Source organism: Pseudacidovorax sp. (genome assembly GCF_017991995.1).
Classification (GTDB): domain Bacteria; phylum Pseudomonadota; class Gammaproteobacteria; order Burkholderiales; family Burkholderiaceae_C; genus Xenophilus.
In genome coordinates this window covers 283,606-299,459 of sequence record NZ_JAGOPN010000005.1, presented here as the reverse complement: position 1 = coordinate 299,459, position 15,854 = coordinate 283,606, and the positions used below count along the sequence as shown (strand labels likewise).

At 70.3% G+C, this 15,854-nt stretch carries 16 protein-coding genes; 6 read left to right on the top strand and 10 right to left on the bottom strand.

The window, feature by feature from the left end:
* Positions 1-6 precede the first annotated feature (6 nt).
* From KBC94_RS09475 to KBC94_RS09465, 3 genes are read right to left on the bottom strand one after another with little or no spacing between them, the layout of a single operon-like run.
* Positions 7-756 carry an aspartate/glutamate racemase family protein gene (locus KBC94_RS09475; protein WP_294369135.1) on the bottom strand — a complete coding sequence of 250 codons (750 nt, stop codon included), beginning with the start codon at positions 754-756 and terminating at the stop codon, positions 7-9.
* Positions 753-1,676 carry a polysaccharide deacetylase family protein gene (locus KBC94_RS09470; RefSeq protein ID WP_294369134.1) on the bottom strand — a complete coding sequence of 308 codons (924 nt, stop codon included), beginning with the start codon at positions 1,674-1,676 and terminating at the stop codon, positions 753-755. Before KBC94_RS09470 ends, KBC94_RS09475 begins: the two co-directional genes overlap by 4 nt.
* On the bottom strand, positions 1,673-3,181 hold the full coding sequence (locus KBC94_RS09465) for an amidohydrolase family protein (protein WP_294369132.1): 1,509 nt from the start codon (positions 3,179-3,181) through the stop codon (positions 1,673-1,675). The genes KBC94_RS09470 and KBC94_RS09465 overlap by 4 nt, the downstream gene beginning before the upstream one ends.
* A gap of 69 nt (positions 3,182-3,250) precedes the next feature.
* Here KBC94_RS09465 and KBC94_RS09460 point away from each other — a divergent pair, with 69 nt between their 5' ends.
* Positions 3,251-3,727 (top strand): nucleoside deaminase, encoded by a 477-nt coding sequence (locus KBC94_RS09460; RefSeq protein WP_294369130.1) that lies wholly within the window; start codon positions 3,251-3,253, stop codon positions 3,725-3,727.
* Positions 3,728-3,786: 59 nt separating this feature from the next.
* On the opposite strand, the gene KBC94_RS09455 is transcribed toward KBC94_RS09460, so the two are convergent.
* From KBC94_RS09455 to KBC94_RS09445, 3 genes are read right to left on the bottom strand one after another with little or no spacing between them, the layout of a single operon-like run.
* Positions 3,787-4,662: an ABC transporter permease gene (locus KBC94_RS09455; protein ID WP_294369127.1), complete on the bottom strand. Its 876-nt coding sequence runs from the start codon at positions 4,660-4,662 to the stop codon at positions 3,787-3,789.
* Positions 4,655-5,512 (bottom strand): ABC transporter permease, encoded by an 858-nt coding sequence (locus KBC94_RS09450; protein ID WP_294369125.1) that lies wholly within the window; start codon positions 5,510-5,512, stop codon positions 4,655-4,657. The genes KBC94_RS09455 and KBC94_RS09450 overlap by 8 nt, the downstream gene beginning before the upstream one ends.
* A gap of 5 nt (positions 5,513-5,517) precedes the next feature.
* Complete coding sequence (locus KBC94_RS09445) at positions 5,518-6,609, bottom strand: ABC transporter ATP-binding protein (RefSeq protein ID WP_294369123.1); 1,092 nt, start codon at positions 6,607-6,609, stop codon at positions 5,518-5,520.
* Between the two features lie 279 nt (positions 6,610-6,888).
* Between KBC94_RS09445 and KBC94_RS09440 the strand changes: the two genes are divergently transcribed.
* From KBC94_RS09440 to KBC94_RS09430, 3 genes are all read left to right on the top strand, one after another.
* Entirely contained in the window at positions 6,889-7,944 is a 1,056-nt protein-coding gene (locus KBC94_RS09440; protein ID WP_294369120.1) for an ABC transporter substrate-binding protein, read from the top strand.
* A 74-nt stretch (positions 7,945-8,018) separates the two neighbouring features.
* Entirely contained in the window at positions 8,019-8,720 is a 702-nt protein-coding gene (locus KBC94_RS09435; protein WP_294369218.1) for an aspartate/glutamate racemase family protein, read from the top strand.
* 71 nt (positions 8,721-8,791) lie between these two features.
* Positions 8,792-9,514, top strand: a complete 723-nt coding sequence (locus KBC94_RS09430; RefSeq protein WP_114803412.1) for a GntR family transcriptional regulator — start codon at positions 8,792-8,794, stop codon at positions 9,512-9,514.
* A 305-nt stretch (positions 9,515-9,819) separates the two neighbouring features.
* Here KBC94_RS09430 and KBC94_RS09425 read toward each other — a convergent pair whose 3' ends face one another.
* The 4 genes from KBC94_RS09425 to KBC94_RS09410 form a co-directional block, all read right to left on the bottom strand.
* Entirely contained in the window at positions 9,820-10,692 is an 873-nt protein-coding gene (locus KBC94_RS09425; protein WP_114803413.1) for a TIGR00730 family Rossman fold protein, read from the bottom strand.
* Between the two features lie 124 nt (positions 10,693-10,816).
* Positions 10,817-11,371 (bottom strand): elongation factor P, encoded by a 555-nt coding sequence (gene efp / locus KBC94_RS09420; RefSeq protein ID WP_043117915.1) that lies wholly within the window; start codon positions 11,369-11,371, stop codon positions 10,817-10,819.
* A gap of 166 nt (positions 11,372-11,537) precedes the next feature.
* Entirely contained in the window at positions 11,538-12,614 is a 1,077-nt protein-coding gene (gene earP, locus KBC94_RS09415) for an elongation factor P maturation arginine rhamnosyltransferase EarP (RefSeq protein ID WP_294369106.1), read from the bottom strand.
* Entirely contained in the window at positions 12,611-13,504 is an 894-nt protein-coding gene (locus KBC94_RS09410) for a LysR family transcriptional regulator (protein WP_294369103.1), read from the bottom strand. Before KBC94_RS09410 ends, earP begins: the two co-directional genes overlap by 4 nt.
* Positions 13,505-13,634: 130 nt before the next feature.
* Here KBC94_RS09410 and KBC94_RS09405 point away from each other — a divergent pair, with 130 nt between their 5' ends.
* Entirely contained in the window at positions 13,635-14,858 is a 1,224-nt protein-coding gene (locus KBC94_RS09405) for a CaiB/BaiF CoA-transferase family protein (protein ID WP_294369098.1), read from the top strand.
* Entirely contained in the window at positions 14,855-15,838 is a 984-nt protein-coding gene (locus tag KBC94_RS09400; protein WP_294369094.1) for a hydroxymethylglutaryl-CoA lyase, read from the top strand. Before KBC94_RS09405 ends, KBC94_RS09400 begins: the two co-directional genes overlap by 4 nt.
* Positions 15,839-15,854: the final 16 nt, after the last annotated feature.

Below are 15,854 nucleotides of genomic sequence, written 5' to 3'. Positions count from 1 at the left end.
CGGCGCTCATGCCGCTGTGCCCCGGAAGCTCGCCGCCAGCGCCGGCGTCACGCCCGTCACGTCCCGCCCGCGCAGCGGCGCCAGGCTGCCGGCACGGGCGGCGGGCAGCGCCAGGTCCACGCGGGCCTGGGCCAGGGCGACGGCGCAGGCCACGCCGTCGAGCAGCGGCACGCTGGCGCGCGGCTGCAGCACCGGCGCCATCGAGGCCATGGCCGCGCCGGCCAGCAGCACGGCCTCGGCGCCGTCGCGCTGCACCAGCTGTTCGATGCCGGCGAGCACGGCCTCCTGCACGCGCAGCGGCGCCTCGAAGGTCTGCTGCGGTGTCACCTCCAGCGTCTCGATGCCGGCCAGGCGCGCGGCCATGCTGTGCTGCTCGACCAGCTCGCGGTACAGCGGCGCCATGCGCGCGCCATAGGTCAGCACGCCGATGCGGCCGGCCAGCGTGGCGCCCATCAGCAGGCCGGCCTCGGTCATGCCGAAGACGGGCACATCGAAGAGCTCGCGGCAGGCCCACAGCGCGCTGTCGAGCGAGACGCCAAGCACGATGGCATCCACCTCGGCCGCATGCTGCGCGGCCAGCTCCAGCACCTCTTGCTGGGCCAGCGCGTTCTCGGCGCGTGACGCAATGATGGCCGGGCCCTGCCGGCCGGTGACGGCCAGCAGTTCGGTGCCCGGACGGGCCGCCGTGCGCGCGGCCGCCAGCACCGCGTCGGTCACGGCCTGGGTGCGGTTGGGGTTGATCAGCAGCAGCTTCATGCAGCGTCCTTTGCAGCGGGCGGCGGCACCTCGGCCAGCCAGTGGCGGGCGATCTGCTCGCGCGTGGCGAGCCACACGCCCGAGGCGCCGCGGATGTGATCGACGAGTGTCTTCAGGCCGCCGATGCGCCCCGGCCGGCCGATGATGCGGGTGTGCAGGCCGATGGACATCATGCGCGGTGCCTCGCGCGATTCGGCCCGCAGCCATTCGAAGGCATCGATGGCGTAGCGCGCGAAGTCCTCGCCGGCCACGAAGGCATGGCTGTCGAAGAAGCGCATGTCGTTGGTGTCGAAGGCATAGGGCAGCACCAGGTGCGGCCGGCCGGCCACCTCACGGTAGTAGGGCAGGTCGTCGTTGTAGGCGTCGCTGTCGTAGAGAAAGCCGCCGTGCTCGACCAGCAGCCGGCGCGTGTTCACCGAGGGCGAGGACTTGGTGTGCCAGCCCACCGGCGCACGGCCCGTGAGGCAGGTGACGGTCGCCACCGTGCGGGCGATGCGCGCGCGCTCCTCGTCCTCGGCCAGGTGGGCATGCGATTCCCAGCGCCAGCCGTGGCAGCACAGCTCGAAGCCGCGGCGCATGGCGTCCTCGGCGATCCAGGGTGTGGCCTCCAGCGCGCGGCCGCAGCAGTTGAGCGTGAGCGGCACGCCCGCCTCGGCCAGCAGCCGCACGATGCGCCGGTAGCCCACGCGGCTGCCGTATTCGAAGTGGCTTTCCATGCACAGGTCGGGCACGCCGCGGATCTCGTTGTTGACCTCGTGGCAGCCTTCGTTGCGTTCGTCGCCCGCCGACAGCGCGAACTCCGCGCCTTCCTCGATGTTGAGCACGAAGGAGACGGCCAGCCCGGCGCCGCCGGGCCAGCGCATGGCGGGCGCGTCGTCACCGTAGCCGGCGAAGTCGCGGGGAGGCAGTGAAGGGCTCATGGCAGGCGTGCAGCAAAGGTGTCGGGCGCGATGGGCGTGGCCAGCCCCTCGCGGTGGATGCGTTCCATGGCCGCCAGCACTGGTGCCATGTCGGCTTCGGCGCGGGCGTACTGCGGCATCAACTCGGCGAATTCGTGCTGGATCTCGGCCAGCAGCGCGGCTTCGTCCACGCGCACCAGCCGGCCGTCTTGGATGGCGATCTCGCCATCGACCATCGAGAAGTCCAGCCCCGCGCCGCGTTCGGCATAGACGAGCTGGCGCACCGGGTCGCTCATCGGCGTGAAGGTGACGGTGTCGGTGCGATAGGCGACCAGGTCGGCCATGGCGCCCACGCGCAGGCTGCCCAACTGGTCGCCGAAGCCCAGGGCGCGTGCGCCCGCCACGGTGCCGGCATGCAGCGCTTCCTGCGCGCTGAGCCAGCGGGCATGGTCGTCACCGCGGATCTTGGAGAGCGCCGCGGCGCTGCCCAGCACGTTGAGCATGTTCACGGTGACGGTGGAGCAGGAGCCGTCCGAGCCCAGGCTCACGTTCACGCCCGCGTCGAGCAGCTCGCGCACCGGCTGGATGCCCGAGCCCAGCAGCAGGTTGCTCCAGGGGTTGTGCTGGGCCGTGGCGCCGGTGCGGGCCAGCGCCTCGATCTCGCGCGGGTTGAGCCACACGGCATGGATCAGGCTGGTGGCCGGCTTGAGGAAGCCGATGCGGTCCAGGTACTCGACCATGGGGCAACCGTAGAACAGCTGGCCGGTGACCACCTGAAGCCGCGTCTCCTGCACATGGGTGATGACCGGCAGTGCCAGCTCGTCGGCCAGGGCGCGCACCTGCATCAGGAAGGGCTCGGTGCAGCGCTGCGGTGCCGACGCCGAGACCAGCACACCGACGCGCCGGCTGTGCGGATGGCGGCTCGCGGCCAGTTCGCGCACCAGGGCCAGGCAGTCCTGCGGATCGGGGCGCCGGCCGGCGCGCATCTCCTCGGCCAGCGCGGGCGGCATGTGCTGCGCCAGGAAGGGAAAGTTGTCGACGATGGGCTTGTCCATCATCGCGAAGCCCACCAGCGCGCGGATGCCGGCATCGTCGTAGGCCTGCAGGCAGGCCTCGATGCGGGGGCGGTCGATGGCGGCGCCCAGGGCCATGTCGTCCACCAGCGTGGTGCAGCCGGTGCGCAGCGACTCGATGGCGCCGATCATGGTGCGCAGGTAGGCCTGGCGCGGCGTGAGCGGCACCGGCATGCGCGTGCGCACCAGGTGCATCCAGAGTTCCAGCGGCAGGTTCTCGGTGCGGCCGCGCTGGAAGTGCTCGTGCGAATGCTGGTGGCCGTTGACCAGGCCGGGGGCCAGCAGGTGCCGCGACAGGTCGACCACGCGGTCGGCACCGCCCAGCGTGCCGGCTGGCTCGATGGCGGCGATGCGGCCGTCCTCGACCAGCACATCCAGCGGGCGCGGTTCATGCTGGTGCTGCTCGCCCAGCAAGGCCTGGGCGCCGCGCAGCAGGGTTCGCTTCTTGCTCATGCGTGCGTGTCTCCATCAAGGGAAAGGGGAGTAATGAAAATGCCTGCAGTCACCATGCCGAGTTCGCCAATGACCCAGGAAGCAGCCGATGTCCACTGGATGCGCGCCGCCCTGGCGGAGGCGCTGGACGCCCATGCCCGGGGCGACTGGCCGACCGGTGCCGTGCTGATCAAGCAGGGGCGCGTGCTGGCCTATGGGCAGAACCGGCAGAACACGCGCGGCGATCCCACGGCGCATGCCGAGACCGATGCGCTGCAGTCGGCCTTCCGCGCGCACGGCCCGCAGGCGGCCCAGGGCGCCACGCTGTACTGCACGATGGAGCCGTGCCCCATGTGCGCGGGTGCGCTGCGCATCGCCGGCGTGCAGACGCTGGTGCTGGCGCTGCGCCATGCGCGACTGCGGCGCGTGGACCTGGGCGACTACAGCATCGAGCGCTTCTGCCATCTCACCGACTACCCGCTGGAACTGCGCGACGGCGTGCTGGAAGACGACTACCTCGCCCTGCGCCTGCGCTGGGGCGGCGACCGGGTGGCGCCGGCACCCTGATCGACGCGGCGCTCCACGCGCCGATGGGATGGGGGTCCCGCTTCGCGCATGAGCGCCGCTCATCGCATGTGCCGCGAGATGCCGGCCACGCGCTCCATCACCACCATCAGCACGATGGTCGCGGCGATCAGCACGCCCGACACCGCCGCGGCGCGCACATCCAGGCTCGATTCGATGATGTGCCACATGCGGATCGGCAGCACCTCGCTGCGGGCGTCCGACAGGAAGAGCGACACGGCCACGTTGTCGAAGGAATACATGAAGCCGATGAAGGCGCCCGCCGCCACGCCGGGTGCGATCAGCGGCAGCGTCACGGTGCGGAAGGCGAACACGCCCGAGGCGCCGAGCGAATGCGCGCTCTCCAGCAGCGCGCCGTCCAGTTGTGCCAGGCTGGCCGTGGTGGTGCGCAGGATGTAGGGCGCTGTGATGGCCACATGGCCCAGCACCAGCGTCGTGAACGACAGCCCCGTGCCGGCGAGGTTGAACAGCATCAACAGCGACAGGCCGATGGCCAGTGCCGGCAGCATCAGCGGCGACAGGAATAGCGCCTCGGCCGCGCGTGCCCAGGCCTCGCGTCGGCGGGCGAGCGCCAGCGCCGCCGCCACCGCCAGCACGATGGAGATGGCCGTCGCCGTGGCCGCCAGCTCCAGCGACAGCACGAAGGCCTCGATCAGCTCGGGCGACTGGTCCCACAGCGCCTCGTACCAGCGCGTGGAATACCCGGGCGGCGGGAACTTGAGCGAATAGCCGCTGGTGAAGGAGGTGATGACCACGATCACCGTGGGCGCCAGCAGCAGCACCGCCGCCATCAGCCCCAGCAGCCCGAACACCAGCTTGAAGGACAGGCGCTCGGCCCGGCCGCGCGGGTCGGCCTTGGCCGTGGGCGCCGTCGGAGTGACGGGCACCGGCGTGCCGGAAACGAAAGCCTCAGCCATGGACGAACCCCTTGCTGCGCCGGCCCAGCGCGTTGATGGCGGCCACCACCCCCAGCACGCACACCAGCAGCAGCATGGCCACGGCAGCGGCAAACGGGTAGTTGTTGGCCTGGATGGCCTGCTGGTACATGTAGAAGGGCATGAACATCTGCTGCCCGCCGCCCACCAGCGTCTGCGTGACGAAGGCGCTCACGCTGCTGGCAAAGACCAGCAGGCTGCCCGCCAGCAGGCCCGGCATGGCCAGCGGCAGCGTCACCTGCCAGAAGGTGCGCCAATGGCCCGCGCCCAGGGCCAGCGAGGCCTGGCGCAGGTTGCCGTCGATGTTGGCCAGCGCGGTGATCAGCGGCAGCACCATCAGCGGCAGCTCGATCTGCGCCAGCGCCACGGTCACGGCGCCGGGCGTGTAGAGCAGCTTGAGCGGGGCGGCGATCAGCCCCAGGTCCAGCAGCACCGTGTTGACGATGCCCTGGCGCCCCAGGATCACCACCCAGGCGAAGGTGCGCACGACCGAGCTGGTGAGCAGCGGCAGCAGCACCAGCAGCAGGAGCACGCCTTGCCAGCGCGGTGGCGCCTGGGTGTAGAGGTAGGCCAGCGGAAAGCCCACCACGGCCGCCAGCAGCGTGACCTTGAGGCCCAGCCACAGCGTGCTGCCCAGGATGCCCAGGTTGAAGCCGTCGCCGAGGAACTTGATGTACTGGCCGACGCCGAACTGCGTCATGGCCGTGTCGTTGTGCAGGCTCACCCAGGCCAGCAGCAGCATGGGCGCCAGCACGAAGACGGCGAAGAACAGGCCCAGCGGCAGGCCCAGGGCCAGCGGCGGCGTGAGGCGGGGATTGGCAGCGGCAGCCATGGCGATCACCCCGCGAAGACGCTGGCGGGCGAACCCTGGCGCAGCCGCAGGCCCACGGCCTGGCCGGCCTCGAAACGCGGCTGCTCGGCCGTGCGCGGCTGCGTCACCTTGGCGGTGGTGCCGCCGGGCAGGCGCAGCTCGTAGACCAGCGAGGGGCCGAGCGGCAACACCATCTCCACCGTGGCGGGCAGGGCGTCGGCGGCCGGTGCGCCCAGGGCCAGGTGTTCGGGCCGGGCGGCCAGCACCACGGCGCCCACGCGGGAGCAGGGCTGCGCTTCGGCCAGCGGCAGCCGGCCGCCGCCCTCGCAGTCGACTGCGAAGCCGGCCTCGCCCTCGCGGGCCAGCCGGCCGGGCAGCAGGTTGGCGGTGCCGATGAAGGTGGCGACGAAGAGCGAGGCGGGCCGGTCGTAGATGGCCTCGGGCGTGTCGAACTGCTCGACACGGCCGGCATGCATGACGGCGATGCGGTCGGCCATGGACATGGCTTCTTCCTGGTCGTGGGTGACGAGGATGGTGGTGATGCCCAGCTCGCGCTGGATGCGGCGGATCTCGATCTGCATGTCCAGCCGCAGGTTCTTGTCCAGCGCGGCGAAGGGCTCGTCCAGCAGCAGCACGCGCGGCTGCACGGCCAGCGTGCGGGCCAGGGCCACGCGTTGCTGCTGGCCGCCCGAGAGTTCGCGCGGATGGCGCTGGGCGAAGGCGCTCATCTGCACCATCGCCAGCATGCGCTCGGCGGTGGCGCGGGCCTCTGCCGCGGCCACGCCGCGGGCACGCAGGCCGTAGGCCACGTTGGCCAGCACCGTCATGTGCGGGAAGAGGGCGTAGTTCTGGAACACGATGCCCGCGCCGCGTTCGTTGGTGGGCAGTGCGTCGACCACCTCGCCGCCGATGCGCACCTGGCCGCCGCTCTGGCGCATCAGGCCGGCCACGATGCGCAGCAGCGTGGTCTTGCCGCAGCCGCTGGGGCCCAGCAGCGCCACCAGCTCGCCGGGGCGGATCTGCAGCGAGACCGATTCGACCGCCACCGAGCCCGCATAGCGGTGATGGATCTGGTCCAGCTCGACGGCGGTGGCTGCGGCGGCGGGAGAAGAAGGCATGCGCATGGGTCCTGGTTTCGCGGGAAGGGCCGCGGCTGTCTTCTTCAAGATCCATGCCAATGACCGAGGCACAAAACCCCGATGAATTGGATACAAAACCAATATTGACTGTGCACGAAATGGTGCGCGGCTGACCAAGTTGGCGCAGGCCGCCGCCCGAAATGGGGACGCCGGTATTGGATACGGCGTCTTCCGATGGCGTCGGTCCGTGGCACGGAGCTTGCGCAGGCCAGTCGCATCCGGCCGAGGTGGCCGGCTCCGACTGAAAGGAAAAGATCCATGAGCCTGCATCTGTCCCGCCGCCGTCTTCTGCAGGGTGCCGCCGGCGCCGGCGCCGTCCAACTCGCCGGCCATGCCGGCCTGGCCCTGGCGCAGGGCAAGTCGATCTCGGCCACCACCTATCCCGGCGCCTGGGAGTCGGCGCACCGCGGCATCCTGCTGCCGGCCTTCACCAAGGCCACCGGCGCCTCGGTGAGCCTGGTGCCCTCGCTGGCGGTGGACACCGTCTCCAAGATCGCCGCCTCCAAGGCCAACCCGCCCTACGACGTCATCATCCTGGACGAGGGCCCGTACCTCGCCGCGCTGTCGCAGGACATCTTCGAGAAGATCCCCACCGACAAGATGCCCTACCTCAATGACGTGCCGGCCAAGCTGGTCGATCCGCGCGGCCTGGGTGTCTTCGTGTCGGGCCAGATCATCGGCATCGCCTACAACACCGAGAAGATCAAGACGCCGCCGAAGTCCTGGAACGACCTGCTCAAGCCCGAGTTCAAGGGCCGCGTCGGCTTGGCCGGCATGGGCTCCACGCTGATGTCGGCCTGGATGGTCGAGATGGCGCGTCTCAACGGCGGCAGCGAGGAGAACATGGAGCCCGCCTTCCAGTTCGTGAAGAAGCTGCTGCCCAACGTGAGCGCGGTGGCCAGCAACCCGGGCTCGCTGGCCACGTTGTTCCAGCAGGGCCAGATCGACATCTCGGTGCACTACAACAACAACGTGGGCGACCTGCAGGCCAAGGGCGTGCCGGTGGCGCTGGCCAAGCCGGACACGGGCTGGATCCACATCAAGAGCGTGATGCACATCGTCAAGAACACCAAGAACCCCGACCTGGCCGCCGCCTACATCAATGCCGCGCTCAGCCCCGAGGTGCAGACGAAGATGGCGGCCGAGCCCTACTTCGTGGCGCCCGTGAGCACCAAGGCCCAGTTCAGCCCCGGCCTGCAGGCCTACGCCAAGAACATGGCCGAGATCGAGCAGATGAACGGCGTCGACTGGGCCAAGCTCAACCCGCGCCGCGGCGAGTACATCGACCGCTTCAACCGCGAAATCAAGGTCTGAGCACGGTGAGCGACATCGCTTCGTTCACACCGCCCGCGGCGCCCGGGGCCGCGCCCCGGCGTGTGCTGTTGGGCATGCTCACGCCCTCGTCCAATACCGCGCTGGAGCCCATCACCTCGGCCATGGTGGCCGGCCTGCCCGAGGTGTCGGCGCATTTCGCGCGCTTCCGCGTCACCGAGATCTCGCTCTCCGACCAGGCCCTGGGCCAGTTCGACGAGACGCCGATCCTGGAGGCGGCGCGCCTACTGGCCGACGCGCGGGTGGACGTGATCGCCTGGAACGGCACCTCGTCCGGCTGGCTGGGCTTCGAGCGCGACGAGGCGCTGTGCGCGCGCATCACGGCCGAGACGGGCATTCCTGCCTGCACCTCGGTGCTGGCGCTGAACGAGGCCATGCGCCTGGCCGGACGCACGCGCTTCGGTCTGCTCTCGCCCTACCTGGCGGATGTGCAGCAGCGCATCGTGGCCAACTACGGCGCGAGCGGCTTCGACTGCGTGGCCGAGCAGCACCTGGGGCTGTCGGTCAACTTTGCCTTCTCCGAGGTCACGCCGGACCAGATCGAGGCCATGGCCCGCGCCGCCCTCGCCAGCGGCGACGTGCAATGCCTGACGACCTTCTGCACCAACCTCCGCGCCGCGCACCTGGTGCCGCAGCTGGAGGCGGCGCTGGGCGTGCCGGTCTACGACACCGTGGCCACGGCCGTGTGGAAGTCGCTGCGCATCGCGGGTGTGGACACGCGCCGCCTGACAGGCTGGGGCAGCCTGTTCGCGTTGTGAAGTGCGCCTGTAACGGTGTGCGCCTTGGTGCGCGCCCTTGCCTACACTCGCCGAACGCCCGAACCGACGCCATGCCCATCCCCACGCCCCGCCAGGTCCTGAAGGCCACCGGCAAGTCGGCCTCCAAGGCCGACATCTACCAGCGCATCTACGACGCCATCGTGGAGCACCGCCTCATGCCGGGCACCAAGCTGTCGGAGGAGCGTGTGGCCGAGCTGTTCTCGGTCAGCCGCACGCAGGTGCGTGGCGTGTTGCAGCGTCTGGCGGTGGAGCAGCTGGTGACGCTGATCCCCAACCGCGGCGCCTTCGTCACCACGCCCAGCGTGGACGAGGCGCACGACGTGCTGGAGGTGCGCCGAACGCTGGAGCCGGCCATCGTGCGCCGGGTGATGGACCGGATCGTTGCCGGCAAGGCGCCGCAGGCCATTAAGCAACTGCGGGCGCTGGTCAAGCGCGAGCAGCAGGCCCATGACAACGGCGACCGGCGCTCGGCGGTGCGGCTGTCGGGCGAGTTCCACGTGCTGCTGGCCGAGCTGTCGGGCAGCAGCCTGCTGACGCGGATGATGCGCGAGCTGACGCCGCTCACCTGCCTGGCCATCCTGACCTTCGAGGCGCCCACGGGCGCGGCCTGTCCCAACGACGAGCACACGCTGCTGATCGACGCCATCGAGGCGGGCCGCAGCGACGAGGCCCTGGCGCTGATGGCCGAGCACCTGCACCACATCGAGAAGTCGCTCAACCTGCATCAGGAGGAGGAGCCGGAGATCGACTTGGCGGAGGCGCTGCTGGGTTGAGCTCGTCGGGCAGGCGCTACATTGACCCTTCTCGACGCGGGCGCGTGCGGCGCGCATGTTCTGGCCGGCACGAGTGGTCCGGCCGCTGACCCGGCAGAGGACGCCGGCATGCGCGCTCCCGGTGCACGCTCGCGCTGACCGGCTTGCTGCACGAGACGGGTGCTCGCCTTCCACCGACGCGCCTGGGGCACTGCACGGCGCCGCGAATGGCACCTTCGCACGCATACCGGCATCCTCTGCCTCGACGTTGCGCCCGAGCGCTCCACCCTTGCCCTGGTGGGTGTGCGGCGGGCAGCGCTCCTATTTCATAACTCGTAGAAGCGCTTGATCTCGGTCCACGCGTCTTCCGGCGTGTCGACATAGCGGAACAGGTCGATGTCTTCCGGCGAGATCACGCCTTCGTCCACCAGGAACTCGAAGTCGATCAGCCGCCGCCAGTATTCGGAGCCGAACAGCACGATGGGCACCGGCTTGGCCTTGCGGGTCTGCACCAGCGTGACCACTTCGAACAGCTCGTCCAGCGTGCCGAAGCCGCCGGGAAAGGCCACCAGCGCCTTCGCCCGCATCATGAAGTGCATCTTGCGGATGGCGAAGTAGTGGAACTTGAAGCTCAGCGCGGGCGTGACGTAGACGTTGGCCGCTTCTTCCATCGGCAGCGCGATCGCCAGGCCCACCGACAGGCCGCCGCCCTCGTAGGCGCCGCGGTTGGCCGCCTGCATGATGCCGGGGCCGCCACCGGTGCAGACGAAGAGCTTGTCCTCGGGTTCCTTGTCGTTGCTGTAGTGCGCGACCAGCTTGCCGAAGGCGCGTGCCTGCTCGTAGTAGTGGCTGCCGCGGGCCAGGCGCTTCCAGCGCGCGGCGGCCTTCTCGTCGCCGGCGGCCTCGGCCTGGGCGATGAGGGCCGTCATCTCCTCCTCGCTGCGGAAGCGCGCGCTGCCGAAGACGACCACCGTGTTCTCGATGCCGTGGGCACGCATCTCGATGTCGGGCTTCATCAGCTCGAGCTGCATGCGCAGGCCGCGGGTTTCGCGGCGCAGCAGGAATTCGGGGTCGGCGAAGGCGAGGCGGGAGGGGTCCGGGTCCAGCGGCAGGCCGCGGTCGGAATGGGCCTGGAGCGTGGCCCAGGCGTCGGCCAGGCGCTTGTTGTGAAGGTCGTGCGTGCTGTCTTTGGGGCTCATTCGGCGCTGTGGAAAGTGGCCAGGGGATTCTGCTCGCTGCAATCCTCGGGCCAGCGGCCAAAGAAAAAGGCCCCGGATGGGGCCTCGTGCTGCAGGAGCGATGCGGAGTCTGCTCTCGGCAGACTCAGACGCGCTTGCGGTATTCGCCGGTGCGGGTGTCGATTTCGATCTTGTCGCCCTGGTTCACGAACAGGGGCACGGCCACTTCGAAGCCGGTCGACAGCTTGGCGGGCTTGAGCACCTTGCCGGAGGTGTCGCCCTTGACGGCGGGCTCGGTCCAGGTGATTTCACGCTCGACGCTGGTGGGCAGTTCGACCGAGATGGCCTTGCCTTCGTAGAACACCACTTCGACCGGCATGCCGTCTTCGAGGTAGTTGAGGGCGTCGCCCATGTTCTCGGCTTCGACTTCGTACTGGTTGTATTCGCTGTCCATGCAGACGTACATGGGGTCGGCGAAGTAGGAGTACGTGCACTCCTTCTTGTCCAGGACGATCTGGTCGATCTTGTCGTCGGCCTTGAAGACCACTTCGGTGTTGAAGTTGGCGATCAGGCTCTTCATCTTCATGCGCACGGTGGCGCTGTTGCGGCCACCACGGCTGTATTCGGTCTTGAGGACGACCATCGGGTCCTTGCCGTGCATGATGACGTTGCCGGCGCGGATTTCTTGAGCGATTTTCATAGGTGCTGGAGTTGAGGCCGCTCGGCGTGCCCCGGACCGTCACTGCCGCCCCAGAGGGTGGTCGTGGCGGCGGCAAAAGCAGGTTCCCGCGGCGGGTTGGCGGCTCCGTGGGGGCGCACCGGCTGGTGCACGCGCCGCGGCGGAGATTTCCGCAAAGCCCACGATTTTAGCTTTTTTGGGCAATGAAACGGACGAGCCGGGTCAGCAAATCGTCCTGGGCGAGCAGCCGCGCGCGCGCCGCCTGCACCATGCGGGTCGCGTCGGCCAGCAGCGCGTCGTCCAGAGCCGGCAATGCCTGCGCGCCCGGCCGGTCGTTCCAGCCGGCGTGGAAGGCACGGACCGGGGCGGGCGCGTCCAGCGCATCGAGCCAGGCGCCCAGCTTGTCGTGGTGCACGCCATCGTCCTGCGGGTAGATGTGCCAGACCATCGGCTTGCCGGCCCACAGGGCGCGCACCAGCGAATCCTCGCCGCGCACGGCGTTGAAGTCGGCGGCCCACAGCAGGTGGTCGAAGTCGGGCTGGGGCAGGTGCGGCAGCCAGTCGATGTGCAGAGCGCCCCGGTCTGCGGGCAACTGCGGCAGCACCGCGCGCACGGCCTCGGCCGTTCGGCCGGCCGCCACCAGCACCCGCGTCGGACGGGCGCCCCCGCACAGGCCCGCCAGCCAGTCGGCCAGCGCTGGCGGCTCGTAGCAGAACAGGCTGGCGATGCGCTCGCCCTGCCAGCCGACGCCTTGCGCCGCCAGCCAGGCGCCGCGGTCGAAGGCGGCCTGGCGCTGCGCCAGATCGGCTTCGCGCAGCAGCCCGCCCGTGCGATCCGTGAAGCCGGGATAGAAGAAATGCTTGGTGCAGCCGCGGCCCGGGCCGCTCATCACCGGTGAGGGCAGACCGTGCAGGCCTTCGACGAAGTCCTCGGCCGACAGGTATTCGAGGTTGAGCCAGATGCCGCCGGGCCGCGCGGCGAAGCGGGCGACGAGTTCGGGCGCGGGATCGCAGCCGAAGGCCTCGATCAGCACATCCGGATCCGGGCCGGCGGCCGCAGCGTCGCGTACGGCGGCGGGGTCGGACCAGTCGATCACCTGCACGCCCGGCTGGCCCTGCGGCGCCATCCAGGCGAGCGCGTTGGCGTCGTCCACCCACAGGCGCACCGGCTCGCCGCGCTCGACGGCGATCTGCCGGGCGAGCCGCCAGGTCACGCCCAGGTCGCCGTGGTTGTCGATCACGCGGCAGAAGATGTCCCAGTTCATGCCTGTGCCTCCGCGCGCAGGTGGTCGACCAGCAGTTGCGCCACGCTGGACAGGCCTTCGTCCGCCCGCACGCACAGCGCCAGCCGGCGTCGTGCCCAGGGCTCGGTGAGACCCACGATGCGCAGCGGCAACGCGCCGCGGAAGAGGGCGGCACTGCCGCGCGGCAGCACGCCCACGCCCAGCCCGGCAGCCACCATCTGGCACAGCGCGTCGTAGCTGCTGACCTGCATGCGCAGCCGCAGCGCCCGTCCGCGCTCGGCGGCGGCCCGGGTGAGCTGCTGGTTGATCGCGCTGCCTGGATGCATGCCGACGACGTCGTGGTCCAGCAGGGCACCGATGTCCACCTGGCGGCGCCGCGCCAGCGCATGGCCCTGCGGCACGACCAGCACGAGTTCATCCTCGCGGTAGGGCAGCAGGCGCACGGCATCGCCGTAGTCGCCGTCGTTCAGGATACCCAGGTCGGCCGCGTTCTCGGCCACGCTACGGGCCACGGCGCTGCTGATCTGCTCCTGCAGCCGCACGTCCACCTGCGGATGCCGAGCCAGGAAGGTCTGCAGCTCGCGCGGCAGAAACTGGGTGATGGCCGAGATGTTGGCCACCACCCGCACCTGGCCGCGCGTGCCGCGGCCGTAGTCGCGCATCTGCTGGGCGATGCCTTCCATCTCGTTGATCAGCCCGCGCGCCAGGTCGCGCAGCGCGAAGGCGGCCGGCGTGGGCGCCATGCCCTTGTTGCTGCGGGCGAACAGGGGCACGCGCAGCACGTCTTCCAGCTCGGCCAGGCGGCGGCTCACGGCCGAAGGCGCGATGTGGTGCTGCGCGCCGGCGGCGGCGATGGTGCCGTGCTCCATCACGGCCACGAACACGCGCAGGGAGACGGGGTCGAGGTTCATGGGAGGGGGCGATGCTACCTGCCATGCCGGATTGCGATGGTGGCCTCGCGCACCGGCGCTTTGCGGGCGGATGTCCAGCCGCCATGATCCGCACCCGATCGGCCCGCCGGGCCTTGCCAGGAGACATCACGTGGACAGCGGCCCTCCATCCCTCTCCCTCATCGGCGGCGACGCGCTGCAGGGCGTCCGCATCGTCGAGATGGGCCAGCTCATCGCCGGGCCCTTCTGCGGCAAGACGTTGGGCGAATTCGGCGCAGAGGTCATCAAGATCGAACCGCCGGTCACCGGTGACCCGCTACGCAACTGGCGGCTGCTGCAGAAGGGCACCTCGGTGTGGTGGCAGGTGCAGTCGCGCAACAAGCGTTCGGTGGCGCTCGACCTGCGCGCGCCCGAGGGCCAGGAGGTGGCGCGGCGCCTGATTGCCGAGGCCGACGTGCTGATCGAGAACTTCCGCCCCGGCATGCTGGAGGAATGGGGCCTCGACCCCGAGTCGCTGCAGGCCGCCAACCCGGGACTGATCGTGCTGCGCATCTCCGGCTTCGGGCAGACCGGGCCTTACCGCGACCAGCCGGGCTTCGGCGTGATCGGCGAGGCCATGGGCGGCCTGCGCCACCTGACGGGCGAGCCGGGCCGAGTGCCCGTGCGAGTCGGCGTCTCGCTGGGCGACACGCTGGCGGCGCTGCATGGCGCCATCGGCGTGCTGGCGGCGCTCTACCACCGGCAGGCCCATGGCGGACGCGGGCAGGTGATCGACGTCGCGCTGCACGAGGCGGTCTACAACGTGATGGAAAGCCTGATCCCCGAATACAGCGCCTTCGGCGTGGTGCGCGAGGCCGCCGGCAGCGCACTGCCGGGCATCGCGCCCAGCAATGCCTATCCGTGCACCGACGGCTGGGTGCTGGTGGCCGGCAATGGCGACAGCATCTTCAAGCGGCTGATGCAGGCCATCGGCCGCCCGGACTTGGCCGCCGCGCCCGACCTCGCCAACAACGCCGGCCGCGTGGCCCGCGTGCAGGAGATCGACGCGGCCATCGCGCACTGGACCACGGGCCGCACGGTGCACGAGGTGCAGCAAAGCCTGGCCGCCGCCCGCGTGCCGGCCGGCAAGGTCTACACCGCCCGCGACATTGCCGAAGATCCGCACTACCGCGCCCGCGACATGCTGCTGACCCAGCAGACGCGCGATGGCGACACGCTCACGGTGCCGGGCATCGTGCCCAAGCTTTCGGCCACGCCGGGCCGCGTGCGCAGCAGCGCGCCGCGCCTGGGTGATGACACCGACGCCGTGCTGGCCGAGGTGGGCCTGAGCGCCAGCCAGATCGCACAACTGCGCGAGAAGGGAATCATCCAATGACGGCCGTGCGCAGTGCCTGGCAGGGCGCCGGCCGCCGCATCCACATGCAGGAAGTCGGCCCCCGCGACGGCCTGCAGATGGAAGCCGCTTTCGTGCCCACCGCGGACAAGGTCGCGCTGGTGAACCAGCTGTCGGCCGCGGGGCTGGACAAGATCGAGGTCAGCGCCTTCGTCTCGCCGGCGGCGGTGCCGGCGTTGCGCGACGCCGAGGTGGTGCTGCGCGAGATCGAGCGCCACCCCGGCGTCGTCTATGCCGCGCTGGTGCCCAATGTGCGCGGCGCCGAGCGCGCCATCGAGTCGAAAGTGGACGAACTCAACCTGGTGATGTCCGCCAGCGAAACCCACAACCTGGCCAACCTGCGCATGACGCGGGCGCAGTCCTTCCGCGCGCTGGCCGAGGTGGTGGCGCTGGGCCATTCGGCGCGGGTGGCGGCGAACGTGTCGCTGTCCTGCGTGTTCGGCTGCCCCATGGAGGGCGAGGTGGCGGTCGACGAGGTGTTCGACCTCATCGAGCGTTTCGACCAGTTGGGCGTGCACGGCCTCACGCTGTGCGACACCACGGGGATGGCCCATCCGGCGCAGGTGGTGCGCGTGGTGGCGATGGCGCGGCTCCGCTGGCCCCGCCAGACCTTCACGCTGCACTTCCACAACACACGCGGCATGGGCCTGGCCAATGTGCTGGCCGCCATCGACGCCGGCGCAGACCGCTTCGATGCCTCCATCGGCGGTCTCGGCGGTTGCCCCTATGCGCCGGGTGCCACCGGCAATGTCTGCACCGAGGAGATCGTGCACGCGCTGCAGTGCATGGACTTCCATGTGCCCGTGGATCTTGCGATGGTGATGCACGCTGCAGCCCGCCTGCCCGCCCTGGTCGGCCACGAGGTGCCCAGCCAGCTGCTCAAGGCCGGCCCCCGGCTGCAGTTGCATCCGCCGCCGGCCGATTTCGCGGCCGTGCGCGAGCGCGCCCTTGCCCGCACCTGACGACCTGCCCGACCCT